This window comes from Azotobacter tropicalis (assembly GCF_059739045.1).
In genome coordinates this window covers 3,457,685-3,482,534 of the sequence record NZ_AP046059.1, presented here as the reverse complement: position 1 = coordinate 3,482,534, position 24,850 = coordinate 3,457,685, and the positions used below count along the sequence as shown (strand labels likewise).

The 24,850-nt window shown below is 69.5% G+C and carries 22 protein-coding genes and 5 pseudogenes; 12 read left to right on the top strand and 15 right to left on the bottom strand.

Annotated features, from left to right (window positions below; genetic code table 11):
* Complete coding sequence (locus Atro_RS16550; protein ID WP_497923983.1) at positions 1 to 1,095, top strand: anhydro-N-acetylmuramic acid kinase; 1,095 nt, start codon at positions 1 to 3, stop codon at positions 1,093 to 1,095.
* A 63-nt stretch (positions 1,096 to 1,158) separates the two neighbouring features.
* On the opposite strand, the gene erpA is transcribed toward Atro_RS16550, so the two are convergent.
* Both erpA and argC read right to left on the bottom strand, forming a co-directional pair.
* A complete protein-coding gene (gene erpA / locus Atro_RS16545) occupies positions 1,159 to 1,509 on the bottom strand; it encodes an iron-sulfur cluster insertion protein ErpA (RefSeq protein ID WP_497923981.1) in 351 nt (116 codons plus the stop codon).
* A gap of 156 nt (positions 1,510 to 1,665) precedes the next feature.
* A complete protein-coding gene (argC, locus tag Atro_RS16540; protein ID WP_497923979.1) occupies positions 1,666 to 2,700 on the bottom strand; it encodes an N-acetyl-gamma-glutamyl-phosphate reductase in 1,035 nt (344 codons plus the stop codon).
* Between the two features lie 133 nt (positions 2,701 to 2,833).
* Here argC and hemJ point away from each other — a divergent pair, with 133 nt between their 5' ends.
* From hemJ to coq7, 3 genes are all read left to right on the top strand, one after another.
* The gene (gene hemJ / locus Atro_RS16535; protein WP_497923977.1) at positions 2,834 to 3,262 is read left to right on the top strand and encodes a protoporphyrinogen oxidase HemJ; all 429 of its coding nucleotides are present in this window, start codon (positions 2,834 to 2,836) and stop codon (positions 3,260 to 3,262) included.
* A 117-nt stretch (positions 3,263 to 3,379) separates the two neighbouring features.
* Positions 3,380 to 3,718, top strand: a complete 339-nt coding sequence (locus Atro_RS16530; protein WP_497923974.1) for a histidine triad nucleotide-binding protein — start codon at positions 3,380 to 3,382, stop codon at positions 3,716 to 3,718.
* 85 nt (positions 3,719 to 3,803) lie between these two features.
* On the top strand, positions 3,804 to 4,451 hold the full coding sequence (gene coq7, locus Atro_RS16525) for a 2-polyprenyl-3-methyl-6-methoxy-1,4-benzoquinone monooxygenase (RefSeq protein ID WP_497923972.1): 648 nt from the start codon (positions 3,804 to 3,806) through the stop codon (positions 4,449 to 4,451).
* 81 nt (positions 4,452 to 4,532) lie between these two features.
* Here coq7 and speD read toward each other — a convergent pair whose 3' ends face one another.
* Positions 4,533 to 5,327, bottom strand: coding sequence for an adenosylmethionine decarboxylase (speD, locus tag Atro_RS16520; RefSeq protein WP_497923970.1), 795 nt, complete (start codon positions 5,325 to 5,327; stop codon positions 4,533 to 4,535).
* A gap of 217 nt (positions 5,328 to 5,544) precedes the next feature.
* Positions 5,545 to 5,967 (bottom strand): OsmC family protein, encoded by a 423-nt coding sequence (locus Atro_RS16515; protein WP_497923968.1) that lies wholly within the window; start codon positions 5,965 to 5,967, stop codon positions 5,545 to 5,547.
* Between the two features lie 231 nt (positions 5,968 to 6,198).
* On the opposite strand from Atro_RS16515, the pseudogene crp reads away from it, so the two are divergent.
* Positions 6,199 to 6,845, top strand: a pseudogene (crp, locus tag Atro_RS16510) (cAMP-activated global transcriptional regulator CRP).
* Between the two features lie 45 nt (positions 6,846 to 6,890).
* Here the strand turns inward: crp and trpC are convergent.
* The 4 pseudogenes from trpC to Atro_RS16490 all read right to left on the bottom strand — a co-directional run bounded on the left by trpC (position 6,891) and on the right by Atro_RS16490 (position 10,129).
* Positions 6,891 to 7,690 (bottom strand): annotated as a pseudogene (gene trpC / locus Atro_RS16505) (indole-3-glycerol phosphate synthase TrpC).
* A pseudogene (trpD, locus tag Atro_RS16500) lies at positions 7,687 to 8,732 on the bottom strand (anthranilate phosphoribosyltransferase). Before trpD ends, trpC begins: the two co-directional pseudogenes overlap by 4 nt.
* Positions 8,732 to 9,323: pseudogene (locus Atro_RS16495) on the bottom strand (aminodeoxychorismate/anthranilate synthase component II). Before Atro_RS16495 ends, trpD begins: the two co-directional pseudogenes overlap by 1 nt.
* Before the next feature lie 417 nt (positions 9,324 to 9,740).
* Positions 9,741 to 10,129: pseudogene (locus Atro_RS16490) on the bottom strand (hypothetical protein).
* Between the two features lie 469 nt (positions 10,130 to 10,598).
* On the opposite strand from Atro_RS16490, the gene Atro_RS16485 reads away from it, so the two are divergent.
* Both Atro_RS16485 and Atro_RS16480 read left to right on the top strand, forming a co-directional pair.
* A complete protein-coding gene (locus Atro_RS16485; protein WP_497923966.1) occupies positions 10,599 to 11,324 on the top strand; it encodes a tetratricopeptide repeat protein in 726 nt (241 codons plus the stop codon).
* Between the two features lie 191 nt (positions 11,325 to 11,515).
* The gene (locus Atro_RS16480; RefSeq protein ID WP_497923964.1) at positions 11,516 to 12,124 is read left to right on the top strand and encodes a DedA family protein; all 609 of its coding nucleotides are present in this window, start codon (positions 11,516 to 11,518) and stop codon (positions 12,122 to 12,124) included.
* 33 nt (positions 12,125 to 12,157) lie between these two features.
* Here the strand turns inward: Atro_RS16480 and Atro_RS16475 are convergent, their stop codons facing one another.
* The 6 genes from Atro_RS16475 to acsA form a co-directional block, all read right to left on the bottom strand.
* Positions 12,158 to 13,588 carry an RtcB family protein gene (locus tag Atro_RS16475; protein ID WP_497923963.1) on the bottom strand — a complete coding sequence of 477 codons (1,431 nt, stop codon included), beginning with the start codon at positions 13,586 to 13,588 and terminating at the stop codon, positions 12,158 to 12,160.
* Positions 13,589 to 13,662: 74 nt separating this feature from the next.
* Positions 13,663 to 13,911 carry an acyl carrier protein gene (locus Atro_RS16470; protein WP_497923962.1) on the bottom strand — a complete coding sequence of 83 codons (249 nt, stop codon included), beginning with the start codon at positions 13,909 to 13,911 and terminating at the stop codon, positions 13,663 to 13,665.
* A 10-nt stretch (positions 13,912 to 13,921) separates the two neighbouring features.
* Entirely contained in the window at positions 13,922 to 15,073 is a 1,152-nt protein-coding gene (locus Atro_RS16465) for a dihydrolipoamide acetyltransferase family protein (protein ID WP_497923960.1), read from the bottom strand.
* A gap of 124 nt (positions 15,074 to 15,197) precedes the next feature.
* Positions 15,198 to 16,175: an alpha-ketoacid dehydrogenase subunit beta gene (locus tag Atro_RS16460; protein WP_497923958.1), complete on the bottom strand. Its 978-nt coding sequence runs from the start codon at positions 16,173 to 16,175 to the stop codon at positions 15,198 to 15,200.
* The gene (gene pdhA, locus Atro_RS16455) at positions 16,172 to 17,155 is read right to left on the bottom strand and encodes a pyruvate dehydrogenase (acetyl-transferring) E1 component subunit alpha (RefSeq protein ID WP_497923956.1); all 984 of its coding nucleotides are present in this window, start codon (positions 17,153 to 17,155) and stop codon (positions 16,172 to 16,174) included. The genes Atro_RS16460 and pdhA overlap by 4 nt, the downstream gene beginning before the upstream one ends.
* Positions 17,155 to 18,936 carry an acetate--CoA ligase gene (gene acsA / locus Atro_RS16450; RefSeq protein ID WP_497923954.1) on the bottom strand — a complete coding sequence of 594 codons (1,782 nt, stop codon included), beginning with the start codon at positions 18,934 to 18,936 and terminating at the stop codon, positions 17,155 to 17,157. The genes pdhA and acsA overlap by 1 nt, the downstream gene beginning before the upstream one ends.
* Before the next feature lie 135 nt (positions 18,937 to 19,071).
* Here acsA and Atro_RS16445 point away from each other — a divergent pair, with 135 nt between their 5' ends.
* The 4 genes from Atro_RS16445 to pncA all read left to right on the top strand — a co-directional run bounded on the left by Atro_RS16445 (position 19,072) and on the right by pncA (position 22,193).
* Positions 19,072 to 19,401, top strand: coding sequence for a diacylglycerol kinase (locus Atro_RS16445; RefSeq protein ID WP_497923952.1), 330 nt, complete (start codon positions 19,072 to 19,074; stop codon positions 19,399 to 19,401).
* 119 nt (positions 19,402 to 19,520) lie between these two features.
* The gene (locus tag Atro_RS16440; protein WP_497923950.1) at positions 19,521 to 20,531 is read left to right on the top strand and encodes a phosphotransferase; all 1,011 of its coding nucleotides are present in this window, start codon (positions 19,521 to 19,523) and stop codon (positions 20,529 to 20,531) included.
* Positions 20,532 to 20,592: 61 nt separating this feature from the next.
* Positions 20,593 to 21,573, top strand: a complete 981-nt coding sequence (locus Atro_RS16435) for a ribose-phosphate diphosphokinase (RefSeq protein ID WP_497923948.1) — start codon at positions 20,593 to 20,595, stop codon at positions 21,571 to 21,573.
* Positions 21,570 to 22,193: a bifunctional nicotinamidase/pyrazinamidase gene (pncA, locus tag Atro_RS16430; protein WP_497923946.1), complete on the top strand. Its 624-nt coding sequence runs from the start codon at positions 21,570 to 21,572 to the stop codon at positions 22,191 to 22,193. Before Atro_RS16435 ends, pncA begins: the two co-directional genes overlap by 4 nt.
* Before the next feature lie 77 nt (positions 22,194 to 22,270).
* Here the strand turns inward: pncA and Atro_RS16425 are convergent, their stop codons facing one another.
* Positions 22,271 to 23,632, bottom strand: coding sequence for a nicotinate phosphoribosyltransferase (locus Atro_RS16425; protein ID WP_497923944.1), 1,362 nt, complete (start codon positions 23,630 to 23,632; stop codon positions 22,271 to 22,273).
* 105 nt (positions 23,633 to 23,737) lie between these two features.
* On the opposite strand from Atro_RS16425, the gene Atro_RS16420 reads away from it, so the two are divergent.
* Entirely contained in the window at positions 23,738 to 24,850 is a 1,113-nt protein-coding gene (locus tag Atro_RS16420; protein ID WP_497923942.1) for a CapA family protein, read from the top strand.

Below are 24,850 nucleotides of genomic sequence, written 5' to 3'. Positions count from 1 at the left end.
ATGGCGCTTTACCTGGGGCTGATGTCAGGTACCAGCCTGGACGGGATAGACATCGCCCTTGTCGCCCAGGAAGAAGGCCGCACCCGCCTTCTCGGTACGCACTATCTTCCCATGCCCGCGGATCTTCGTGCCGAGTTGCTGGCGCTCTGCTCCAGCGGCACCGACGAGCTGGTGCGGGCCGCACTCGCCGAACAGCGCTGGGTGCGCCTGGCCGCCCAAGGCATCGACACCCTGCTCAGGCAGCAGCAGGTCGAGCCTGCCGGGATTCGTGCCATCGGCAGCCACGGGCAAACCGTTCGCCATCACCCCGAGCAGGGCATCACCATCCAGATCGGCAATCCGGCGCTGCTCGCCGAATGCACCGGCATCAGTGTCGTCAGCGACTTCAGGCGGCGCGATCTTGCCGCCGGCGGCCAGGGCGCCCCGCTGGTGCCGGCGTTCCATCAGGCGCTGTTCGCAGATGACAGCAGCCACCGGGCCATCCTCAACGTCGGCGGTTTCAGCAATCTGACCCTGCTCGAACCCGGAAAACCGGTGCATGGCTTCGACTGCGGCCCCGGCAATGTCCTTCTGGATGCCTGGATCCAGCACCGGCAAGGTCTCGCATTCGATCGCGACGGCGCCTGGGCGGCCAGCGGCCAGGTACGGACGGCCCTGCTGCAGGCCTTGCTCGGCGATCCCTTCTTCCTGACCCAGGGCCCGAAAAGCACGGGGCGCGAGCTGTTCAACATGCCCTGGCTGAGCCGCCATCTGGCCGAACAGCCGGACATGCCGCCGGCTGATGTACAGGCCACCCTGCTCGAGCTCACCGTCATCAGCGTCGTCGACGCCCTGCAGGCAGCCCAGGACCGGACGGATGAGCTGCTGGTCTGTGGCGGCGGCGCCCACAACCGGACGCTCATGAAGCGACTGGCCGAATCGCTGCCGACCACCAGGGTAGCCAGCACCGAAGCTTACGGAGTCCCTCCGGACTGGGTCGAAGCCATGGCCTTCGCCTGGCTGGCGCATTGCTGCCTGGAAGGCATTCCCGCCAACCGGCCCAGTGTGACCGGCGCACGCGGACTGCGCATTCTCGGCGCCATCTATCCCGCCTGATTGCCGAGGCGAGGCAGAAATGAAAACGCCACCCCAAGGGTGGCGTTTGACTGTGGCGCCGTTTCAGACCGAAAAGGACTGACCACAGCCGCAGGTGGTCGCGGCGTTGGGGTTCTTGATCACGAAGCGCGACCCCTCCAGCCCCTCCTGATAATCGACCTCGGCCCCGGCCAGATACTGGAAGCTCATCGGGTCGACGACTAGGCTGACGCCCTCCCGCTCGACGATGGTGTCATCCTCGGCGGTCTCCTCATCGAAGGTGAATCCATACTGGAATCCCGAGCATCCCCCGCCCGTGACAAAGACACGGAGCTTCAGCCGCGGATTGCCTTCCTCGCTGATCAGGGTCTTCACCTTGTTTGCGGCCCCCTGCGTGAAGAGCAGCGGAGTCGGGGTGAAGGTTTCAACGGTCATGCTGGTGACTCCCCGGCGCCATGCGCCCTAACTAACGTTGCTTCGAATTATCCACCTGGCCGAAAAACCCGGTCAACAGACGGCCGGCCAATCTGCTCCCCTACCACTCTCGACCGACAGCCGGACCTCCAAGAGGCCGATCGCCCCCTTTCGCGATCAGGGCAGCAAGGCCGCATGGGCCAGACCGAGCCGCTCATCCAGGCCGAAAAGGATGTTCATGTTCTGCACCGCCTGACCGGAGGCCCCCTTGACCAGGTTGTCGATCACCGACAGCACCACCACCAGATCGCCGCCCTGCGGCCGGTGCACGGCGATGCGACAGACGTTGGCCCCACGCACGCTGCGGGTTTCCGGATGGCTGCCGGCCGGCATGACGTCGACGAAGGGCTCGTCGGCATAGCGTTTCTCGTAAAGCGCCTGCAGGTCCACGGCACGCTCGGCGACGGTCGCATACAGGGTGGCATGAATGCCGCGGATCATCGGCGTCAGATGCGGCACGAAGGTCAACCCGACCTCGCCCCCGGCTGCGCGGCGCAGGCCCTGGCTGATCTCCGGCAGATGACGGTGGCCCTTCACCGAGTAGGCCATCATGCTTTCGCCGGCCTCGCAGAACAGCGAACCGACCTTGGCCCCGCGGCCTGCGCCGCTGACCCCGGACTTGCAGTCGGCGATCAGCCGTGCCTTGTCGGCCAGACCGGCCTCCAGCAGCGGCAGGAAGCCCAGCTGAGTCGCCGTCGGATAGCAGCCGGGAACGGCGATCAGGCGTGCCGTACGGATCCGCTCGCGGTTCACTTCCGGCAGGCCATAGACCGCTTCCGGCAGCAGCTCCGGGGCACCGTGCGGCTGACCGTACCAGCGAGCCCACTCCTCGGCATCCTGCAGGCGGAAGTCGGCGGACAGGTCGATCACCCGGGTGCCGGCAGCCAGCAGCTCGCCGGCCAGAGCATGGGCGACGCCATGCGGAGTGGCGAAGAACACCACATCGCAACCGCCCAGAACGGCGCTGTCCGGCACGCTGAAGGCCAGCCCGTCGTAATGGCCGCGCAGGTTCGGGTACATATCGGCTACCTTCACCCCCGCCTCCGAGCGCGAGGTGATCACCGCCACCTCCGCCTGGGGATGCTGCGCCAGCAGACGCAGCAGTTCGACCCCGGTGTAGCCCGTGCCGCCAACGATACCGACCTTGATCATAACCCGTCCTCGCCTCAAGCCAGTGAAAGGGTGCCGATGATAAAGCCCCGGCCGGCGGCGGGCCAACCGCCCGGATGACGTGCGCGACTGCCAGCCACTAGTATTCCGAGGTTACCGCTATCGGGAGTACCCCATGCTCTACCTCTGGCTGAAAGCCCTGCACATCATCGCCGTCGTCTGCTGGTTCGCCGGCCTCTTCTATCTGCCGCGCCTGTTCGTCTACCACGCCATGAGCGAGGACCAGACCAGCCGCGAACGCTTCTGCGTCATGGAGCGCAAGCTCTACCGGGGCATCATGAATCCCTCGTTGATCGCCACCCTGCTGCTCGGCATAGGGCTCATCGCCCTGAACCCTGGCTACTACTTCAGCCAGGGCTGGATGCACGCGAAGCTCGCCGCGGTCCTGCTGCTGATCGGCTACCACCATGCCTGCGGCATCCAGCTCAAGCGCTTCGCCAGCGGCGAAACCCCGCACGGCCATGTGTTCTTTCGCTGGTTCAACGAGATCCCCGTGCTTTTCCTGCTGGCCATCGTGATTCTGGTCGTGGTGCGCCCGTTCTGAACATGCGGGGCAGCGGAGGGGCTCGCCGGCTATCAACACCGCCCGGTCTGCCCCTTGGCCACCGTGGAGCGCCCCCGTTAAACTCGAAGGACCTCACAACAGGCAGGGAGACCGTCCGTGGACTGTCTATTTTGCAAGATCGCGGCCGGGGAGATCCCTGCACGCAAGCTCTACGAAGACGATCAGGTCGTCGCCTTCCACGACATCGGCCCGCAGGCGCCGGTGCACTTCCTGGTCATTCCGAAGCGGCACATTGCCACTCTCAACGACCTGAGCGAAGCGGACAAACTGCTGGCCGGACACGTGCTCTTCACCGCCCAGCGGCTGGCCAGGGAGCAGGGCTGCAAGGAAGGCTTCCGCGTGGTGATGAACTGCAATGAGCAGGGCGGACAGACCGTCTACCACATCCACATGCACGTGCTCGGCCAGCGCCAGATGCACTGGCCGCCGGGCTGAGCGGCCTAGCGCCGCAGCGCGGCGCCCTCCCCCAAGCGCCACCCGTCCGGGTTAAACTGCCCGGCATGAATTCTCCGGAGGTTTCATGGCCAACGAACGCCACTATTCGGCCGCCGACCGTCTGCTGCTGCAGGCCGATGCAGCCCTGCGCACCCTTCTGCCATTCAACGGCAAGCCCTATCGCCCCTCGCCGGCCCAGAGCGAACCGGAAACCCAGCTCGCCACCGACAAGGCCCGCCATGTCGCCGGCCTGATGCGCATCAACCATACCGGCGAGGTCTGTGCCCAGGCGCTCTATCAGGGCCAGGCGCTGACCGCCCGGTTACCGCAGGTGCGCAGTGCCATGGAGCAGGCCGCCAACGAGGAGGTCGATCACCTGGCCTGGTGCGAACAGCGCATCCGCGAGCTGGACAGCCGGACCAGCCTGCTCAACCCCTTGTTCTACGGACTGTCCTTCGGCATCGGTGCCGCTGCCGGGCTGATCAGCGACCGGATCAGCCTGGGCTTCGTCGCAGCGACCGAGGACCAGGTCTGCAAGCATCTGGACGACCACCTGGGGCAGTTGCCGGAGGAAGACCGGAAATCCCGCGCCATCCTCGAGCAGATGCGCATCGACGAGCGGCAGCATGCCGCGACCGCCCTCGAGGCCGGCGGCCTGCGCTTCCCGGCGCCGGTCAAGTTCGGCATGTCCCTGCTGTCCAAGGTGATGACCAAGACCACCTATCGGATCTAACGCGCAGGGTCTCGGACAAGACAAAGGGCGCCGCGGCGCCCTTTGTGCTTTCTGATCCGGCGCATGCGGCCTGCCGGCGCCTCAATGCGGCATGTTGCGCGCGTAGAAGATCTCCAGCATCTCGTGGCGCAGACGCTCCTCCACCTGCTTGCGCTGCTCGACGGACAGGTTGCGGGTGGCATCGCCGAACAGGTAGTTGTCCAGGTCGAAGTCCTTGAGCAGCATCTTGGTGTGGAACATGTTCTCCTGATACACGTTCACGTCGGTCATCTGGTAAGCCGCACGGGTATCCGCGGAGAGATACTTCTGGATCGAGTTGATCTCGTGATCGATGAAGTGCTTGCGGCCTTCCACGTCGCGGGTGAAGCCGCGCACCCGGTAGTCCACCGTGACGATGTCCGAATCGAACTGATGGATCAGGTAGTTGAGCGCCTTCAGCGGCGAGATCACCCCGCAGGTGGACACGTCGATATCTACCCGGAAGGTGGCCAGGCCATCGACCGGATGGATTTCCGGATAGGTGTGCACGGTGATGTGGCTCTTGTCCAGATGCGCCAGGATGGTTTCCGGCAGCGGCCCCGGCGACTCCTCGATCTGGCTCTCGGTCGGTTCGACCGGCTGCTCGGAAATCAGGATGGTCACGCTGGCCCCTTGCGGATCGTAATCCTGCCGGGCGATGTTCAGCACGTTGGCACCGATGATGTCGACAACATCGGTGAGGATCTGCGTCAGCCGCTGGGCATCGTACTCTTCGTCGATGTACCGGATATAGGCTTGCTGGTCTTCCGGCGTTTCCGCGTAGCAGATGTCGTAGATGTTGAAGCTCAAGGTCTTGGTCAGGTTGTTGAACCCGTGGAGCTTGAGTTTGCTTTTCACCGTTTGGGAACTCTCAGTCGATGCGGCCCCGCCGCGTGATTGGGCATGCCCGTCAGATGCGCGGGCGGCATCTGCGTAGGACGGTTAACACCTCTTCGCGTTGGCGATTATGGTTGTGCTTCCGAGGGCCCGACGCCCCTGAAAATGGGGGCGAATTATGCAGAGCCGCGCGCCGCGATGCCAGTGCCCGCGCAGCTCTCGCGATGTCCGGGCGGCTTCAGCCGAGTTCGACGATTTCGTAATCGTGGCTGATCTCCACCCCGGCGCGGCCCAGCATGATGGAGGCGGAACAATATTTCTCCGCCGACAGCTCCACGGCCCGCTTGACCTGCGCCTCCTTCAGTCCCCGCCCCTTGACCACGAAATGCAGGTGGATCTTGGTGAATACCTTGGGGTCCTCGCCGGCCCGCTCGGCCTCCAGGAAAGCTTCGCAGTTCTCCACCGCCTGCCGCGACTTCTTCAGGATGCTCACCACATCGAAGCTGGAACAACCGCCCAGTCCGAGCAGCATCATTTCCATCGGCCGGATGCCGAGGTTGCGCCCGCCATTCTCCGGCGGACCGTCCATGACGACCGCATGGCCGCTGCCGGACTCACCGATGAACATGGCTTCGCCGGCCCATTGAATGCGCGCTTTCATCGCCAGACTCCTTGCTGAAAATGCCGCGGATTCTAGCACAGCGCCCCGGGCCCACCGTCCGTCGCCAGGCGCGCGGGAAAGAGGGGAGATAGATGATCGCTCCATCACAAATCGGAGCCGGCATGCCCCCTGCCTCTGTTAAGCTGCTAGCAGTTTACTGGCACACTTACGCCACAAGTAGAAAAATGCCAGATGACAAGGACCAACTTTACATTCCAAGGGGAATCCAGCGTGGTCGCTCTCACCCTTCTTCCACCCAAACTCAATAATCACGACAAACTGCTCGCCCACTGCCATCGCCGCCGCTACACCGCCAAGAGCACCATCATCTATGCCGGCGACCGGTGCGAAAGCCTGTTTTTCATCATCAAGGGATCGGTCACCATCCTCATCGAGGACGACGATGGCCGTGAAATGATCATCGCCTACCTGAACGCCGGGACTTCTTCGGTGAAATGGGGCTGTTCGACAAGGAGGGCAGCGAGAAGGAACGCAGCGCCTGGGTCCGCGCCAAGACCGAGTGCGAAGTGGCGGAAATCAGCTACGCGAAGTTCCGCGAACTGGCCCAGCAGGATCCGGAGATCCTCTACGCCCTCGGCCGGCAGATGGCCGACCGCCTGCGCAACACCACCCGCAAGGTCGGCGACCTGGCCTTCCTCGACGTCACCGGCCGCGTGGCGCGCACCCTGCTCGACCTGTGCAAGCAGCCCGATGCCATGACCCATCCCGACGGCATGCAGATCAAGATCACCCGCCAGGAAATCGGCCGCATCGTCGGCTGCTCGCGGGAAATGGTCGGTCGCGTGCTGAAGAGCCTGGAGGAACAAGGCCTGGTTCACGTCAAGGGAAAGACCATGGTGGTCTTCGGCACCCGCTGACGACCCTCCTACAGCCCGGCGCGCGATACGCCGGGCCACCGCCCCTCAGCTCGGGAAGAACAGCCGGCGCAGCTCGGCGCCCGGCTTCTCGGCCCGCATGAACGCCTCGCCGACGAGGAAGGCGTACACCCCGCTGACCTCCATCAGCTCGACATCCGCCCGGTTGAGAATGCCGCTCTCGGTGATCACCAGACGGTCCCGCGGCACCTTCGGCAGCAGGTCGAGCGTGGTTTCCAGGCTCACCTCGAAGGTATGCAGGTTGCGGTTGTTGATGCCGATCAGCGGCGTCTCCAGTTGCAGCGCCCGCTCCAGCTCAGCGCCGTCGTGCACCTCCACCAGCACGTCGAGCCCGACATCCCTGGCGGTGGCGGCCAGTTCCAGCATCTGCGCATCGCCGAGCGCGGCGACGATCAGCAGCACGCAATCGGCACCCAGCGCGCGGGCCTCGACCACCTGGTAGGGGTCGATGAGAAAGTCCTTGCGGATCACCGGCAGGCTGCACGCCGCGCGGGCCTCCTGCAGATAGGCATCGCTGCCCTGGAAGAAATCCACGTCGGTCAGCACCGACAGGCAGGTCGCCCCGCCCTCCTCGTAGCTCTTGGCGATTTCCGCGGGACGAAGTGCTCGCGCAACACGCCCTTGCTCGGCGAAGCCTTCTTGACCTCGGCGATCACCGCCGGCTGCTTGCTCCCGACCTGCGCCTGCAGGGCGGCGGCGAAGCCGCGCGGAGCACTGGCGGAACGGGCCAGCGCCTCGATCTCGGCCAGCGGGACTCGGGCGCTGCGCTCGGTGACTTCCTCGACCTTGCGCGCGATGATCTTTTCCAGAACGGTGGGCAGGCTCACGCTTGATTCTCCTGACGAAAGACGGCGGTAATGGATGCCAGCTCCTCCAGCTTGTCGCGCGCCAGCCCGGTGTGCAGGGCATCGTGGGCCAGCGCCACGCCCTCCTTCAGGCTGCCGGCCCGGTCGGCGGCATAGAGCGCGGCGCCGGCGTTGAGCACGATCATCTCGGCGGCCTTCTGACCGTTCTCGGTCTTGCGCCGGCCGAGGGCATCGCGGATCAGCGCCAGCGATTCCTGCGGCCCTTCCACGTCGAGGCCGATCAGGCTCTGGCTCTTGATGGCGAAATCCTCCGGCTGGACGAGGTACTCGCGGATCTCGCCGTTGCGCAGCTCGGCAATGCAGGTCGGCGCGGCCAGGCTGATCTCGTCCAGGCCATCCTGGGCATGCACCACCAGCACATGCTCGCTGCCCAGACGGGCCATCACCTCGGCCAGCGGCCGGCACAGCGCCTGGCTGAACACGCCGAGCACCTGGCGCTTCACCCCGGCCGGATTGGTCATCGGCCGAGCATGTTGAACAGGGTGCGCAGGCCGAGTTCGCGGCGCGGGCCGATGGCATGCTTCATCGCGCCGTGATGGGCGGGCGCGAACATGAAGCCGACGCCGACCGACTCGACGCAGCGCGCCACCTGCTCGGGGGAGAGCTCCAGGTAGACCCCGGCGGCCTCCAGCAGGTCGGCGCTGCCGCTCTTGCCGGACACCGCGCGGTTGCCGTGCTTGGCTACCCGGCCGCCGGCCGCGGCGACGACGAAGGCCGCAGCGGTGGAGACGTTGAAGATGTTCATGCCGTCGCCGCCGGTGCCGCAGGTATCGACCAGATGCGCGGCGTCGATCCGCACCGGCGCGGCCAGTTCGCGCATGACCAGTGCGGCGCCGACGATCTCGTCGATGCTCTCGCTCTTCATGCGCATGCCCATCAGGAAGGCGCCGATCTGCGCGTCGCTGCACCGGCCGGTCATGATCTGGCGCATCACCTCCTGCATCTCCGCCGTGCTCAGGTCGAGACGCTCGGCCACCCGTGCCAGGGCTTGCTTGATGTCCATCAGCGCACGCCTCCATTCTGCTTCAGGAAGTTGGCGAACAGCTCGTGCCCCTGCTCGGTGAGAATAGACTCGGGTGGAACTGCACGCCCTCGATGTTCAGGGTCTTGTGGCGCAGGCCCATGATCTCGTCCACGGCGCCGTCCTCGAACTGCGTCCAGGCGGTGATCTCCAGGCAGTCCGGCAGGGTCTCGCGCTTGACCACCAGGGAATGATAGCGGGTCACGGTGAGCGGATTGTTGAGGCCGGCGAACACCCCGCGATCATGGTGGAACACCGGGCTGGTCTTGCCGTGCATGGCCACCCGCGCGCGCACCACGTCGCCGCCGAAAGCCTGGCCGATACTCTGGTGGCCGAGGCAGACGCCGAGAATCGGCAGCTTGCCGGCGAAATGACGGATTGCCTCCAGCGACACCCCCGCCTCGCTGGGCGTGCAGGGTCCGGGCGAGATCACCAGACGCTCCGGGCGCAGGGCCTCGATCTCGGCGATGCTCAGCTCGTCGTTGCGGATCACCTTGACCTCCGCCCCAGCTCGCCGAGATAGTGGACGACGTTGTAGGTGAAGGAATCGTAGTTATCGATCATCAGCAGCATGATAGGCGTAACCCCTTGATATTACTGCTTTTTACTTGGCACCCTCTGCTTTCGTACCCGCTTGTGCAGCCGCTGTTTTTCGCTGGGCCATCTGACGATCAGGCGGGTCGGTAGAAAACGGAGAAGCAGCGAATACGCTCCGGCGAGCCGGAGAACAAGGAGGTCAGGCGCGCCAACGCCAGTGGGCGTGCGCTTTGATGACTCGCATCAGAAGGGTGCAGGACGTCACGGCTACTCTCACGGTTCATCCCCGTACACGCGGGGAACACGGCGCCCATCTTACTACGCGGAACGCCTCTCGCCTCGTCGTTCTGAACGGTCTCGCTCCACCGCCTCGCATGTCGCGCTGAATCGCGGGCACAAAAAAAGAGCCCCCGCCGGGGTGGCGGGGGCTCGGTGTTTCGGGCTGTCGGCGGATCAGCGGGCGTTGTAGGCGAAGGACTCGGCGGTTTCGGGAGTCCAGCCATGCGGGCGCGGACGGTTGCCGTAGATCACCACCTTGTCGCCCTCGGCGAAGACGTAGTTCGGCGAGCGGTATTCCTTCAGTTCGCCGCTGTCGGTACGCACCAGGTAGATGCGCTCGCTGGCCCCAGAGCCTTCTGACCGGAACCGCCGAACAGCGCGCCGAGGCCTGCGCCGATCACCGCACCGATCGGACCGCCGACGGAGCCGGCCATCATGCCGCTCATGCCGCCCGTGGCCTGGCCGGAAGTCTCGCTCGTCACTTCCCGGACGATTTCGGCAGCATTGACGGTGCCGACGGCGAGCATACCGATGGTCAGAGCCAGAATTCCGAACTTTTTCATGGCGGTTCCCCAGAGCGAGACGAGCGGTCGTTACCGGTCGATTCCATCGAGACGAGCTGTGGCGCCGTTATCGCCGCTGCTTCGTCTCCCTTGGTGCAGAAACTACCGCTTTCATTGACATGAATCAATAAAACAATCGCCCTTTCATGCTTAAGGAGGGGGTCTTCCGAGGGCCAGCGAGACGCCGACTCCCACCGCGCGCTTCGCAGGGGATAGCCAATTGGCTGATTTTCAAGGAAAAGCCGAACCAACTTGGACTTGCGTCCAATTTTTGAGGGATTGACTCAACAATTTCACTTTGGCGCGGTCACACTCACCCGCTGCCGCCGCTCCGGCATCCGCAGCGTTCCGAAGCCGAGCCTCCCGAACAGCCGCGCACAGAGCACGCCGTCGAGCGCCGCGCGAAGCGGACGAGCTATGATCGCGCCCCTTTCCACACCTGCCGCAAACGAGGCGACGCTCCGTCATCATGCCCAAGCCCCCCTTGAGGATCTCCGGCCCGTGGCCGGCCCTGCTGCTCTGCGCCCTCGGCGCGGTCCTACCCGCCAGCGCTGCCGGGCGGGAAAACCAGGCCGCGGTCGCCCTGCTGAAAAACGCCATCGAGGAATTCAGCGCCGGGCGCCCCGACCAGGCCGCCTCCGCCCTGGAGCGGGCGCTGCGCATCGAGCCGAACGACGCCATCCTCTGGCACTACCTGGGACAGACCCGCCTGCAGCAGGGCCATTACCAGGAGGCCGCGTCCCTGGCCGCCAAGTCCAATACCCTGATCGGCGACCAGGACGCCCTGCGGGCGCGCAACCTCTGGCTGATCGCCGCCGCCCGGCAATCCGCCGCCCGGACGCCGCCCCCGAGCGACACCGGCAGCGAGCGCCAGGCCCTGCAGCAGCGGTTCGACGAGGAAAGCGCTCGCCGCCGGCAGGCCGAAGCCGAGCTCGCCGCCCTGCGCGCCCAGCTGGAACGGGCGCAATGCGCGGCCTCCGCCCCGGCCGCCGCGCCCCGCGAGAGTCCGTCGGCAGCGACACTCGCCGAGGCCCAGGCGCAGAGCTCGACGCAGATCCCCGCCAGCCACTGGCCGCCGCCGGGCCTGTGCCGCATCTGGTTCCCGGACCGCCCGCCAGGCCGCCAGCCACCGCCGGGCGACTGCCGGACGCTGAAACGCCAGATTCCCGCCGGCGCCTGGCTGGTCGGCTCCTGAGGGCCGGCGAATGCCCTCCTGGCCGCCTCATCCAGCGGCCGGACACGCGTTCCCGCCCGCCGCGACGGCTCAGGAACGCGTGCGAGCGTTTAGCTCGGCGGCCCGGGCCCCTGTATCATGAAGACTGTATCGGCAACCCTTCAGAAAACCGCTCAGCAACCCCAGGCGCGCAGGCGCAAGAGACCCCACCCATGTTTGACGGCATAGTCGACTTCATCGCCCAGACGGGCTACCTCGGCGTGTTCCTCCTGATGGTCCTGGAAAACCTCTTTCCACCCATCCCCTCCGAACTGATCATGCCGCTGGCCGGCTTCGCCGCCGCCAAGGGCGACCTGAGCACGGGCGGCGTACTACTGGCGGGAACGGCCGGCTCGGTGCTCGGCGCACTGCCTTGGTACTACGCCGGCTACTTCTTCGGCAGCGAGCGCCTGAAACGGCTGGCCGGGCGCTTCGGCCGCTGGATGACCATCTCCCCGCGCGAAGTGGACAGCGCCTCCGACTGGTTCGAACGGCACGGCTGGAAGGCCACCCTGTTCGGCCGGCTGATTCCCGCGATCCGCACCTTGATCTCGACGCCGGCCGGCATGGTCGCCATGCCGATGCGCGCCTTCCTGTTCTACTCGACGCTCGGCTCGCTGGTGTGGATTGCGGCGCTGACCGGCGCCGGCTACCTGCTGCACGGCCAGTACCATCTGGTCGCCGACTACATCGACCCGCTGTCCAAGGTGGTGGTGCTGACGGTGCTCGGCCTGTACCTGTACCGCCTGGTCACCCACAAAGGCGCGCAGGCCGAGGCCTGATCCCCACCGGCCCGCCGTCCGGCGGGCCGTTCCTCAGCCCTTGACGCACACCAGCGGCCGCAGCCGCGCCACCCGCCGCGCCAGCCCGGCCCGCTCGGCGGCCTCGACCACCGCACCGACGTCCTTGTAGGCCAGCGGCGCCTCCTCGGCCACGCCGCGCAGGCTCGGGCTGCGGATCAGGATGCCGCGAGAAGCCAGCTCCTCCACCACCGAGCGGCCCTGCCAGCGGCGCAGCGCCTCGTGGCGGCTCATCGCCCGGCCGGCGCCGTGGCAGGCCGAGGCGAAGGCGTGCTCCCCGGTGTCCGCCGCCCCGGCGAGCACCCAGGAGAAGGTGCCCATGCTGCCGCCGATCAGCACCGGCTGGCCGACCTGGCGGTACTCCGCCGGCAGTTCGGCGTGCCCGGCGGCGAAGGCGCGGGTCGCCCCCTTGCGGTGGACGAACAGCCGCCGGCGCCGACCGCCGAGGACATGCCACTCCTCCTTGCAGGTGTTGTGCGACACATCGTAGAGCAGCGGCAGACGGATGCCGGGAAACACCTCGGCGAAGGCCTGGCGGGTCAGATGGGTGAGGATCTGCCGGTTGGCCAGCGCGCAGTTGATCGCCGCACGCATGGCGCCGAGATACCGCTGGCCCAGCTCGGACTTCAGCGGCGCGCAGGCCAGCTCGCGGTCCGGCAGGGCGATGCCGGCCTGGGATGCGGCGATCACCATGGCACGCAGGTAGTCGGTACCGATCTGATGGCCCATGCCCCGCGAGCCGCAGTGGATGGTCGCCAGCACGTCGCCTTCGGCCAGGCCGTAGGCCCGGGCCGCCTCGGCATCGAACAATTCGTCGACCACCTGCACCTCCAGGTAGTGATTGCCCGAGCCGAGGGTACCCATCTCGTCGCGCTGGCGCTTCTTCGCCTGCTCCGAGACGGCCGAAGGATCGGCGCCGGCCATGCAGCCGGACTCCTCGATGCGCGCCAGATCCGCCTCGCCACCGAAGCCTTCCTCGACCGCCCACTTCGCCCCGCCGCGCAGCATGGCGGTCATCTCACGGGCCGACAGGCGCAGCGCCCCGGTGCTGCCGAGCCCGGCCGGGATGTGCCGGTAGAGCACGTCAGCCAGGCGCGACTTCGCCGCCTCCACGTCGGCCAGCTTGAGCCCGGTGTGCAGGCTGCGCACCCCGCAGGAAATGTCGAAGCCGACTCCGCCGGCCGACACCACCCCGCCCTCCTCGGCGTCGAAGGCCGCCACCCCGCCGATCGGGAAACCGTAGCCCCAGTGCGCATCGGGCATGGCGTAGGCGGCCTCGACGATGCCCGGCAGGCTGGCGACGTTGGCCACCTGCTCGCCGACCTTGTCGTCCATCGCCTCGACGAGCGCCTGCGAGGCGAAGATCACCCCCGGCACGCGCATCCGCCCACTGGCCGGCAGCTCCCATTCGAAGGGGCCGCGCTGGCGAAATTTCGAGAGATTCATCGCTCGCCTCCTGCCAGCCCTCGATGAAGGCCCGGCCTCTTCAGCATAGCCCCCGGCTCGGCGGGCCTGCCGCGTCACGGCGCCAGCCGTTGCGCCAGGTATTCCACCAGTGCATCCAGGCTGCTCAGCCGCTGGTAGTCGGCCTCCGGGATGTTCACCCCGAGGCGCTGGTGCAGGGCGGCGAGAAAGCGCAGCCAGTCCATCGAGTCGAGGTCCACCTCGTCGCGCAGCGGGCGATCGCCGCGCAGGGTCTCGGCTTCGACTTCCGGGGCGATGCCCTGCAGGGCGGCGCACACTTCGCGGCGGATCTGGGTTTCGTCCATCGTCGGCTCCTCACAGGCGGTCCGGGGTCTGCAGCAGGCGGCGCACCGCGGCGAGAAAGCGCGCGCCATAGTGGCCGTCGCTGGCGCGGTGGTCGGCGGCCAGACTGAAGTGGGCCGTGGCCATCGCGCACAGCCGCCCCTCCTCCACCCAGGGCCGCTCGGCGATGCGCCCGACGCCGACCAGCGCCACCTGCGGCGGGTAGATCACGCCGAACACGCCGTCCACGCCCTGGTCGCCGAGCTGGGTGACGGTGAGCGTGGCATCGCTCAGCTCCGAGCTGCGCAGCGAGTGGCTGCGCGCCCGCTGCACCAGATCGCCCAGCTCGCCCATCAGCTGCTCCACTGGCTTGTCGGCGACATCGTGCAGCGCCGGAGCGATCAGCCCGCCCTGGCGCAGGGCGACGGCCACGCCCAGATGGATGCCGGCGGCCGGGCGGAAGGCGCCGTCCTGCCAGAAACCGTTGAGCTGCGGGTAGTCGCGCAGGGCCAGGGCGACGGCCTTGAGCAGCAGCACGCCGGGCAGCAGGCGCCGCTCGGGCGGCAGTTCGGCGTTGTGCGCGGCGAGCCAGGCCATGACGGTGCCCAGCGGCACCGTCTCGCTCAGGTAGTAATGGGGAATCTCGCGCTTGGAACGGCTCATCGCCGCGGCGATGGCCTGGCGCATGGCCGCCTGGCGGTCGGCGGGCTGTTCGCCCACGCGCGCCGCGGCCGCGCCCTCGACATCGGCGAGGGTCACCGCGCCCTGCGGCCCGCTGCCGGTCAGGGCGCCGGCATCGACGCCCAGCTCGGCGGCGCGCTTGCGCGCGGCGGGAGAGATCCGCGCCCGACCGGCCGGCGCGGCAGCCGGAGCAGCGACAGCCGGCGCGGGCGCCGTCTCGCCCGACTTCGCGGCCGGCGCCGGGCGGCGTGCCGTCTCCGCGGACTCGCCCGGCTCCAGCAGGAGGGCGATGGGCGCGCCCACCGGCACCTTGGCACCGGGCCGGATCAGCAGGTCGAACACGCGGCCCTCCTGCCAGCACTCCACGTCCACCGCCGCCTTGGCGGTGTCGACCACGGCGACCACCTGGCCGCGCCGCACCGCCTCGCCCGGCGCGACCCGCCACTCCAGCAGGGTGCCCTCGTCCATGTCGGCGCCGAGGGAGGGCAGCTTGAATTCGATCATCGGTCCTCCGGGGGTGGCAGTGCGTAGGGTGGGAAACTGCCGAAGGCATTTCCCACCGTCGAACACGGCTGCGCTGGAAAATCGCTGCGCGAGTTTTCCACGGGGTGGCCATCCACCCTCTGTTTCAGGCCCGGCCGAGCAGCTCCCTGGCCGCCGCGACGATGCCCGGCACCTGCGGCAGCGCCGCGTCCTCCAGATGCTTGGCGTAGGGGATCGGCACCTCCAGGCTGCACACCCGCGCCGGCGGCGCATCCAGCTCGTAGAACGCCTGTTCGACGATCCGCGCGATGATCTCGGCGGCCAGGCTGCCGCTGCGCCAGCCCTCGTCGACCAGCAGGGCGCGGCGGGTCTTGCGCACCGAGGCCATCAGCGTGGCGTCGTCCAGCGGGCGCAGCACGCGCAGGTCGATGACCTCGGCGGCGATGCCTTCGCCGGCCAGCTGCTCGGCCGCCGCCAGCGCCTTGCCGAGGCTGCCGCCGTAGGCGATCAGGGTCAGGTCCTTGCCCGCCCGGAGCACCCGCGCCGAGTGGATGTCCACCACCTCGCCCTCGTTCAGCTCGCCCTCCAGGTTGTAGAGCTGGGCGTGCTCGAAGAGCAGCACCGGGTCGGGGTCCTGCAGCGCCGGCCAGAGCATGCCGCGGGCGTCCTCCAGGGTCGCCGGGGCGAGGATCTTCAGCCCCGGGATGTGCGCGTACCAGCCCTCCAGGCTGTGCGAGTGCTGGGCCGCCAGCTGGCGCCCGGCACCGGTGGCCATGCGCACCACCAGCGGCACCGAGAACTGCCCGCCGGACATGTGCCGCAGGGTGGCGGCGGTGTTCATCAAGGGGTCCAGCGCCAGCAGGCTGAAGTTCACCGTCATCACCTCGACGATCGGCCGCATGCCGCCCAGCGCCGCACCGATGCCGGCGGCGACGAAGGCCAGCTCGGAGAGCGGCGTGTCGCGGATGCGCTGCTCGCCGAACTCCTCCAGAAGGCCCTTGGACACCGCATAGGTGCCGCCGTAGCGGCCGACGTCCTCGCCCATCAGGAACACCCGCGGATCGCGGCTCAGCGCCTCGCGCAGGCCCTGGCGCAGCGCCTCGCGGTAGGTGGTGCGGCTCATGGCGTGCGCTCCGGGGTGTAGACGTCGCGCAGCAGATCCCCGACTGGCTCCGGACTGCCCGCCTCCGCGAAGCTCACCGCCGCCTCGACCTCGGCCACCGCCTCGGCCTCCAGGGCGAGAAAGCCCGGCTCGTCGAGCAGCCCCTGGGCCTTCAGTTGCGCGCTGTAGGTGTGGATCGGCCCGCGCTTCTTCCACGCCTCCACCTCGGCCTTGTCGCGGTACAGCTCGGGATCGAACATCGAGTGGGCACGGAAGCGGTAGGTGCGGAACTCGAGAAAGCAGGGCCCGCCGCCGGCATGCATCTGCTCCGCCGCCGCGCGGGTCGCCTCGTGCACGGCGACCACGTCCATGCCGTCCACCGAGCGGGCCGGAATGCCGAAGGCATGCACCTTGGCGCACAGGTCAGTCTGCGCCTGGGAGCGCGCCAGGGCGGTGCCCATGGCGTAGAGGTTGTTCTCGCAGCAGAACAGCACCGGCAGCTGCCAGAGCGCGGCCAGGTTCAGCGACTCGGCGGCGGCGCCCTCGGCCAGCGCGCCCTCGCCGAAGAAACAGACGGTCAGCCGCGTGCCGCCCTGCATCCGCTCGGCCAGCGCCAGGCCCACCGCCAGCGGGATGCCGCCGCCGACGATGGCGTTGCCGCCGAAGAAGCGCGCCCTCGCGTCGAACAGGTGCATGGAGCCGCCGCGTCCGTGCGAGCAACCCTCCTGGCGGCCATACATCTCGGCCATGATCGCCGTCATCGGCACGCCCTTCAGCAGGGCGTGGCCGTGCTCGCGGTAGGTGGCGACCACCGCGTCGTCCGGCCCCAGGGCGTGCAGCGCGCCGACCGCCACCGCCTCCTCGCCGATGTACAGGTGCAGGAAACCGCGAATCTTGCCCTCGCCGTACAGCTCGGCGGCGCGTTCCTCGAGACGGCGGATGCGCAACATGTCGCGCAGCAGCGCGCGGGCAACCGCCTCGGGATAGGGGATCTCGGTCATCACGGGTTCTCCAGGGTCGAGGTGTCGCCCTCGGGCAGGCCCAGCTCGCGGGCCTTGAGCAGGCGGCGCAGCAGCTTGCCGCTGCGGGTGCGCGGAAGGCTCGCCAGGATGTCCAGCTCCTTGGGCGCCACCGCCGCGCCCAGGCGCTTGCGCGCGTGGCCGAGCAGCGCATCGTGCAACTCGGCGTTGGCCTCGTAGCCGCCCTTGAGCGAGACGAAGGCCTTCACCGTCTCGCCGAGGATCGGGTCGGGCTTGCCGATCACCGCCGCCTCGGCCACCGCCGGGTGTTCGAGCAGCGCGCTCTCCACCTCGAAGGGGCCGATCAGGTGGCCGGCGGACTTGATCACGTCGTCGCTGCGGCCGACGAACCAGTAGTAACCGTCGGCATCGCGGCGGGCCAGGTCGCCGCTCAGGTACCAGGCGCCGGCGAAGCAGCGCCGGTAGCGCTCCTCCTGGCCGAGGTAGGCGCGGAACATGCCGGGCCACGGCTGCCTGAGCGCCAGCTCGCCGATGGCGTCGTCCTCGAGCCTTTCCAGCGTGCCGTCCTCGCGTCTATGGACGATGGCCGCCTCGATGCCCGGCAGCGGCTGGCCCATGGAGCCCGGCTTGATCGGCATGGCCGCGGTGTTGGCCAGCATGATCCCGCCGGTTTCGGTCTGCCACCAGTTGTCGTGGATCGGCAGGCCGAGCACCTCCTGGCCCCACCACACCGCCTCGGGGTTGAGCGGCTCGCCGACGCTGGCGACGAAGCGCAGGTTCGGATAGCGGTGCGCGCGCGCCAGTTCGGCGCCGGCCTTCATCAGCAGGCGGATGGCGGTCGGTGCGGTGTACCAGACGCTGATCCGCTCGCGTTCGAGGATGGCGTACCAGCGCTCGGCGTCGAACTCGGCGCAGTCGACCACGCTGGTGACGCCGAGCAGCAGCGGGGCGAGGATGCCGTAGGAAGTGCCGGTGACCCAGCCGGGATCGGCGGTGCACCAGAAGATGTCGTCCGGGTGCAGGTCGAGGGCGTACTTGCCGGTGACCAGGTGGGTCAGCGCCGCGCCGTGCACGTGCAGCGCGCCCTTGGGCGTGCCGGTGGTGCCGCTGGTGAAGTGCAGCAGCGAGGGGCTGTCGGCGGTGGTCGGGACGGCCTCGAACGCGTCGGCCGCCGCGCCGAGCAGGCGGTGCAGGTCGTGGGCGCCCGCCACCTCCACCGCGCCGTTGTCCTCGTCGTAGAGGAGGACGTGCTTCAGCGACGGCAGATGCTCGCGGAGCGCCGCCACCTTGCGCCGGTACAGCGCCGTGCTGGTCAAGAGCACCTCGCCCTCGCCCAGGCGCAGGCGGGTTTCCAGGGGCTCCGGGCCGAAGGCGGCGAACAGCGGCGAGACCACGCAACCGGCCTTGAGGCCGCCGAGCACGCCGAGGTACAGCTCCAGGCCGCGGTTGCACAGCACGAACAGCCGCGCGCCGGGCCGCACGCCGAGCCCGCTCAGGACGTTGGCGAAGCGGCTGGTCAGCCGGCCCAGCTCGCCGTAACCGACCTCGCGGCGCTGGCCGTCGCGCTGCAGCAGGCGCAGGGCGACATGGCTGCGGCGCGGCCCGGCGGCATGCCGGTCGACCGCCTCGAAGGCCAGGTTCAGTCCGCCGCCGGGCAGCCCGGAGAGGCCCCCGGCTTCGGCCTCCCAGGAAAAGGCGGCGCGCGCCTCGGGGTGGCCGGCCAGTTGGCCGGCCGGGGCAGCTCGGCGGGGGTTTTCTCGATGATGGGCGGGCGCATGGGATCTCTCCCCTCGCTGGGGCATGCAGGAGGGCGCGACGTTTTGCCGCAGCCATGCCACTCAGGGTAGCCAACGACGCGGCCGCGCGCGGGCCGGGCGGCGCCGGTCCGTGCGGCGTGATTCACTGAAACGCAGGCCGACTGCCGCGGGGAAACGGAAATGAAGGGCCAACCATTCGTCAGACGCCTGGGCTTCGCCCTGCGCGGCCTGAAGCGGGCCGTCGCCCGGGAACGCAGCCTGCGCAGCCACCTGCTGTCCGCCGCCGCGCTGCTGGCGCTGCTGCTGGCGGCGCGGCCGGCCCCGCTGTGGTGGGCGGTCCTCGCCCTGGCGGCGGGGCTGGTGCTGGTCGCCGAGCTGTTCAACAGCGCCCTGGAGACCCTGCTCGACCACCTGCACCCCGGCCGGCACCCGGAAATCGGCGCGGCCAAGGACATCGCCGCCGGCGCCGTGCTGGCCGGCGCCGCCTTCCTGCTGCACTGGCTGGCATGAGCGGTGAGGACTTTGCCGGGCGGCTGGTCCAGACTGCTCAGACGGTCGCCGCCCCTGCGCCGGCCGCCAGCCTCGGGAGAATCAGCGACCATGCCAGCCCCGCGCACCCCGGAGCGTCCATGAGCGGCCAGGACGAGGCCATCGCCTTTCTCTCCCGGGCCGCCAGCTACGGCGCGCCCGACGGCCGCGTCGAGCGCATCGACACCCACGGCTCGCTGGTCTTCCTGCACGGCGAGCGCGCCTACAAGCTCAAGCGCGCGGTGGCCTACGCGGCGCTCGACTACCGCCGCCGGGAGAGCCGCGAGCAGGCCTGCCGCGCCGAGCTGCGCCTGAACCGGCGCACCGCCCCCGACCTCTACCTGGCGGTGCGCTCGATCAACCGCGGACCGGACGGCGTGCTGCGCTTCGACGGCGCCGGGCCGGCGCTCGACTGGGTGGTGGTGATGCGGCGCTTTCCCCAGGCCGCGCTGTTCGAGCACCTGGCGGTCGCCGGGCAGCTGACGGCGGCGCTGATCGAGCGGCTCGGCGTGGAGATCGCCCGCTTCCACGCCGGCGCCGAGCGCACCCCGCAGTTCGGCGGGCCGCAGGCGCTGCGCCTGGTCGCCGAGGAGAACCACCGCGAACTGTGCCGCTACCCCGACCTGCTCGATCCGGCCGCCGTGGACGCTCTGCACCGCGCCACCCTGGCCGCCCTCGACGCCCAGGCCGCGGAGCTCGACCGGCGCCGCCGCGCCGGCCGGGTGCGGCGCTGCCACGGCGACCTGCGGCTGGCCAACGTCTGCCTGCTCGACGGCCGGCCGACGCCCTTCGACGGCATCGAGTTCAGCGACCGGCTGAGCTGCATCGACGTGCTCCACGACCTCGCCTTCCTGCTGCTCGACCTGCAGCACCACGGCCTCGACGCGCTGGCGTCGCACCTGTTGCACAGTTATCTGGCGCATGCCGGCGAGCCCGAGGACTGCCGGCCGCTGCCGCTGTTCCTCGCCCTGCGTGCCGCCACCCGCAGCTTCACCCTGGCCTGCAGCGCCCGCCGCCAGCCTGATCCGGCGCGCTCCGCCGACAAGGCCCGCCAGGCGCGCGCCCTGCTCGGGCGGGCCGCCGCCTGCCTGCGCGGCGCCGGTCTGCCTTGACCGCGCGCGCGACAGGGCGGGCACAATGTCCCCCTACCGATAACGAACAAGGAGTCCCCCCATGTCCACCGAGCCCCCCCTGCTCTTCGCCCTGCACGGCAGCGAGGCCTACGCCACCCGCGTCGCGCAGCATCTCGGCCTGGAACTGGCCGCCCACGAGGAACGCGAGTTCGAGGACGGCGAGCACAAGAGCCGCGCCCTGGCGCCGGTCGAGGGCCGCAAGGCGGTGGTCTTCCACGCGCTGCACGGCGACGACCGGCACAGCGCCAACGACAAGCTGTGCCGCCTGCTGTTCTTCTGCGCCGCGCTCAAGGACGCCGGCGCCCGCCGCGTGGAGGTGGTCGCGCCCTACCTGTGCTACGCGCGCAAGGACCGCCGCACCAAGTTCCAGGACCCGATCATCACCCGCTACGTCGCCGGCCTGTTCGAGCACTGCGGCGTGGACCGGCTGACCACCCTGGAGGTGCACAACGTCGCCGCCTTCGACAACGCCTTCCGCGTGCCCAGCCACAACCTCGAGGCCGCCGCGCTGTTCGCCGAGCACTTCGCCCCGCTGGTGGGCGATACGGAGGTGGTCGCGGTGTCGCCCGACGCCGGCGGCGCCAAGCGCGCCGAGCAGTTCCGCCAGGAGCTGGAGGCGCGCCTCGGCCGCCCGGTGGGCAGCGCCTTCATGGAGAAATACCGCAGCAACGACCGGATCAGCGGCTCGCTGCTGGTCGGCGAGGTGCAGGGCAAGGTGGCGATCCTCGTCGACGACCTGATCAGCACCGGCGGCACCCTGCTGCGCGCCGGCCAGGCCTGCCAGGCGGCCGGCGCCACCCGGCTGTTCGCCGCCGCCGCTCACGGCCTGTTCACCGGCGGCACCGAGCTGCTCGACAGCCCGGTGTTCGAGCGCATCGTGATCTGCGACAGCGTGCCGCCGTTCCGCCTGCCCGCCGAGCTGGCCGCGCAGCGCCTGGTGATCCTCGACTCGACCGCGGCGGTGGCCGCGCGGCTGGCCGGCGAATACCGCCTGGCGCCGATGGCGGAGCTGCCGGCATGACGCGCCTGCCCGCCCTCGGCGAGGGCGACCTGCTGCTGGTGATCGACGTGCAGAACGACTTCTGCGCCGGCGGCGCGCTGGCCGTGCCGGGCGCCGACGAGGTGGTGCCGGTCATCAACCGCCTGGCCGAAGGCTTCGCCCACGTGGCGCTGACCCAGGACTGGCACCCGCCGGGCCACCGGAGCTTCGCCGGCAGCCATCCGGGGCGCCGGCCGTTCGAAACCGTGCGGCTGGCCTACGGCGAGCAGACCCTATGGCCCGACCACTGCGTGCAGGGCACGCCCGGCGCCGACTTCCACCCGCAACTGGCCATCCCGCATGCCGAGCTGATCCTGCGCAAGGGCTACCGCGCCGAGGTCGACTCCTACTCGGCGTTCCACGAGAACGACCGCTGCACGCCTACCGGCCTGGCCGGCTACCTGCGCGAACGCGGCCTGCGCCGGCTGTTCCTCGCCGGCCTGGCCACCGACTACTGCGTGCACTACACGGCGCTAGACGCCCGCCTGGCGGGCTTCGAGACGGTCGTGCTGCTGGACGCCTGCCGCGCCATCGACCGCGACGGCTCGCTGGCCGCGGCGCTGGCGGCGATGCGCGCCGCCGGGGTGGAGATCCTCGGGTAGGGCGGCTGCAACCCGCCGATTCCGCTGCGGTCCTGCTCCATGTCCGGCGGGTTTCACCCGCCCTACGCGCTGGCGCCTCACTCCCAGCCGGCCTGCCGGTCGATCGCCGCGGCCATCAGGCGCAGCACATCGCTCACCGTCACCGGATAGCCCGGCGCCGGCTCCAGGCCGCGCAGCGCCGGCGACAGGCTGTCGAGCCGGCGCAGGGCATGGGCGCGCACCGCCTCCAGCGGCGGCGAGGGCGCCAGGCGCCGGCCGTCCTGCATCACCGGCTGGAGCAGCGCCTCGCCCTCGCCCGCCTCGCCCTCGAGCATCAGGCTGTCGCCGCAGCACTGCCCGGCCTCGTCGTAGCGCCGCCAGACCTGCTTGCGCCCCGGCCAGGTGGCCTTGCCCTCCGAGCGCTTGCGCCGCGGCTGGCCGGCGTACTCCTGCAGCTTGTAGACGCAGTCGAGGTAAGGCGCGTCGCTGGAGGTGTCCAGCCGGGTGCCGACGCCGAAGCCGTCGATCGGCGCGCCCTCGGCCACCAGCCGGCGCACCAGGTACTCGTCCAGGTTGCCGCTGGCGAAGATCGCCACGTCATTCAGCCCGCCGCGGTCGAGGATGGCACGCACCCGCCGCGCGTGTTCGCCGAGGTCGCCGCTGTCCAGGCGCACCCCCTGGACGCGGATGCCGGCCAGAGCCAGGCGCGGGGCCAGCTCGACGACCCGCTGCGCGCCCGTCTCGGTGTCGTAGGTGTCGATCAGCAGCACCACCGACTGCGGCAGGCTATGGGCGAAATGCTCGAAGGCCTCGCTCTCGTCGAGATGGGCCTGGACGAAGGCGTGCGCCATGGTCCCGGCCAGCGGGATGCCGAACTGCGCGCCGGCCAGCACCGTCGCCGTGGCGTGGAAGCCGGCCAGGTAGCCGGCGCGGGCGGCCAGCAGGCCGGCCTCGGCGCCATGGGCGCGGCGCAGGCCGAAGTCCACCAGGCGCTTGCCCGGCGCCGCCAGCACGACCCGCGCCGCCTTGCTGGCGATCAGCGTCTGGAAATGCAGCAGGTTGATCAGCCGCGACTCCACCAGCTGCGCCTCGGGCAGCGGCGCGACGACGCGCAGGATCGGCTCGTCGGCGAAGAACGGCGTGCCCTCGGCCATGGCCTGCACCGCGCCGGTGAAGCGCAGCCCGGCCAGGTAGTCGAGGAAGGCCGGGCGGAACAGCCCCAGCCCGCTCAGCCAGTCCAGCTCGGCCGGCCCGAAGCGCAGCGTCTCCAGGTAGTCGAGCGCCTGCTCGAGACCGGCGGCCAGGTAGAAGTTGCGGCAGGCCGGCGGCTGGCGGGCATAGAACTCGAACACCGCGGTGTCGAGCATGTCGCGCTCGACATAGCCCTGCAGCATGGTCAGCTGGTAAAGGTCGGTGAGCAGCGCGCCGGGGGCGGCCAGACGAGGCGGATCGAGCGACATGGGACATCCTCCCGTGCAGATGATGGCGGCCCGACGACCGGTCGCCGCGGTCCGGCAAGAGCCGGGCCAGACTGGAAGGGGAACAGGCCAGATCGGGAGACGCGCATGCCCAGCACCAGGCTCTTTCTCGCCGGCGACCTGATGACCGCGCGCGGCATCGACCGCATCCTGCCGCATCCCGGCGATCCCCTTCTCCACGAAGCTTATGCCAGATCCGCCGACGACTACGTGGAGCTGGCCGAACAGCGCAACGGCCCGATTCCCCGGCGGGCGAACTTCGCCTACGTCTGGGGCGTGGCCCTGGCCGAGTTCGAGCGGCGCCGCCCGGAGGTGCGCCTGGTCAACCTGGAGACCGCGGTGACGGCGCGCGGCCACCCGGTGCCCAAGGGCATCAACTACCGGATGAACCCGGACAACCTGCCGGTGCTGGCGGCGGCCGGCATCGACTGCTGCGTGCTGGCCAACAACCATGTGCTCGACTGGGGCGAGGAAGGCCTGCTCGACACCCTGCAGAGCCTCGACGCCGGCGGCCTGCACCACGCCGGCGCCGGGACGGACGGGCAAAAGGCCGAGGCGCCGGCGATCCTGCCGCTGGCCGACGGCGGGCGCCTCCTGGTGTTCGCCTTCGCCGGCCCGGACTGCGGCGTGCCGTCCCACTGGGCGGCCGGCGAGCAATTGCCGGGCGTCGCCCGGCTCGAGGATCTCTCGGCCGAGACCCTGCAACGGGTGGCGCAGCGCATCCGGGCGGCCCGGCGGCCCGACGACCGGGTCGTGGTCGCCCTGCACTGGGGCGGCAACTGGGGCTTCAGCATCCCCACCGAGCAGCAGCGCTTCGCCCACGCGCTGATCGACGAGGCCGGCGTCGACCTGCTGCACGGCCACTCCTCGCACCACATCAAGGGCATCGAGGTGTACCGCGGGCGGCTGATCCTCTACGGCTGCGGCGACCTGCTCGACGACTACGAAGGCCTCGACGACCACGACCTCTGGCGCGGCGACCTGGGTTTCCTGTACTTCGCCGACCTGGACGCCGACGGCCGCCTGCAATCCCTGGAGCTGGTGCCGACCCGCCAGTGGCGCTTCAGCCTGCAGTACGCCGAAGGCCGCGACCGGCGCTGGCTGCTGGACACCCTGAACCGCGAATCGGCGCGCTTCGGCTGCCACCTGCGCGACGGCGAGGGACGCGCCTTCTGCCTCCAATGGTCGGTCGCCGCCTGA

What these genes read in the sequence shown, in the direction of transcription:
- Atro_RS16550 (WP_497923983.1), top strand. Translation starts at nt 1, where the DNA reads ATGGCGCTTTACCTGGGGCTGATGTCAGGTACCAGCCTGGACGGGATA.
- erpA (WP_497923981.1), bottom strand. Translation starts at nt 1,509, where the DNA reads ATGACCGTTGAAACCTTCACCCCGACTCCGCTGCTCTTCACGCAGGGG.
- argC (WP_497923979.1), bottom strand. Translation starts at nt 2,700, where the DNA reads ATGATCAAGGTCGGTATCGTTGGCGGCACGGGCTACACCGGGGTCGAA.
- hemJ (WP_497923977.1), top strand. Translation starts at nt 2,834, where the DNA reads ATGCTCTACCTCTGGCTGAAAGCCCTGCACATCATCGCCGTCGTCTGC.
- coq7 (WP_497923972.1), top strand. Translation starts at nt 3,804, where the DNA reads ATGGCCAACGAACGCCACTATTCGGCCGCCGACCGTCTGCTGCTGCAG.
- Atro_RS16515 (WP_497923968.1), bottom strand. Translation starts at nt 5,967, where the DNA reads ATGAAAGCGCGCATTCAATGGGCCGGCGAAGCCATGTTCATCGGTGAG.
- Atro_RS16485 (WP_497923966.1), top strand. Translation starts at nt 10,599, where the DNA reads ATGCCCAAGCCCCCCTTGAGGATCTCCGGCCCGTGGCCGGCCCTGCTG.
- Atro_RS16480 (WP_497923964.1), top strand. Translation starts at nt 11,516, where the DNA reads ATGTTTGACGGCATAGTCGACTTCATCGCCCAGACGGGCTACCTCGGC.
- Atro_RS16475 (WP_497923963.1), bottom strand. Translation starts at nt 13,588, where the DNA reads ATGAATCTCTCGAAATTTCGCCAGCGCGGCCCCTTCGAATGGGAGCTG.
- Atro_RS16470 (WP_497923962.1), bottom strand. Translation starts at nt 13,911, where the DNA reads ATGGACGAAACCCAGATCCGCCGCGAAGTGTGCGCCGCCCTGCAGGGC.
- Atro_RS16465 (WP_497923960.1), bottom strand. Translation starts at nt 15,073, where the DNA reads ATGATCGAATTCAAGCTGCCCTCCCTCGGCGCCGACATGGACGAGGGC.
- Atro_RS16460 (WP_497923958.1), bottom strand. Translation starts at nt 16,175, where the DNA reads ATGAGCCGCACCACCTACCGCGAGGCGCTGCGCCAGGGCCTGCGCGAG.
- pdhA (WP_497923956.1), bottom strand. Translation starts at nt 17,155, where the DNA reads ATGACCGAGATCCCCTATCCCGAGGCGGTTGCCCGCGCGCTGCTGCGC.
- acsA (WP_497923954.1), bottom strand. Translation starts at nt 18,936, where the DNA reads ATGCCCCAGCGAGGGGAGAGATCCCATGCGCCCGCCCATCATCGAGAA.
- Atro_RS16445 (WP_497923952.1), top strand. Translation starts at nt 19,072, where the DNA reads ATGAAGGGCCAACCATTCGTCAGACGCCTGGGCTTCGCCCTGCGCGGC.
- Atro_RS16440 (WP_497923950.1), top strand. Translation starts at nt 19,521, where the DNA reads ATGAGCGGCCAGGACGAGGCCATCGCCTTTCTCTCCCGGGCCGCCAGC.
- Atro_RS16435 (WP_497923948.1), top strand. Translation starts at nt 20,593, where the DNA reads ATGTCCACCGAGCCCCCCCTGCTCTTCGCCCTGCACGGCAGCGAGGCC.
- pncA (WP_497923946.1), top strand. Translation starts at nt 21,570, where the DNA reads ATGACGCGCCTGCCCGCCCTCGGCGAGGGCGACCTGCTGCTGGTGATC.
- Atro_RS16425 (WP_497923944.1), bottom strand. Translation starts at nt 23,632, where the DNA reads ATGTCGCTCGATCCGCCTCGTCTGGCCGCCCCCGGCGCGCTGCTCACC.
- Atro_RS16420 (WP_497923942.1), top strand. Translation starts at nt 23,738, where the DNA reads ATGCCCAGCACCAGGCTCTTTCTCGCCGGCGACCTGATGACCGCGCGC.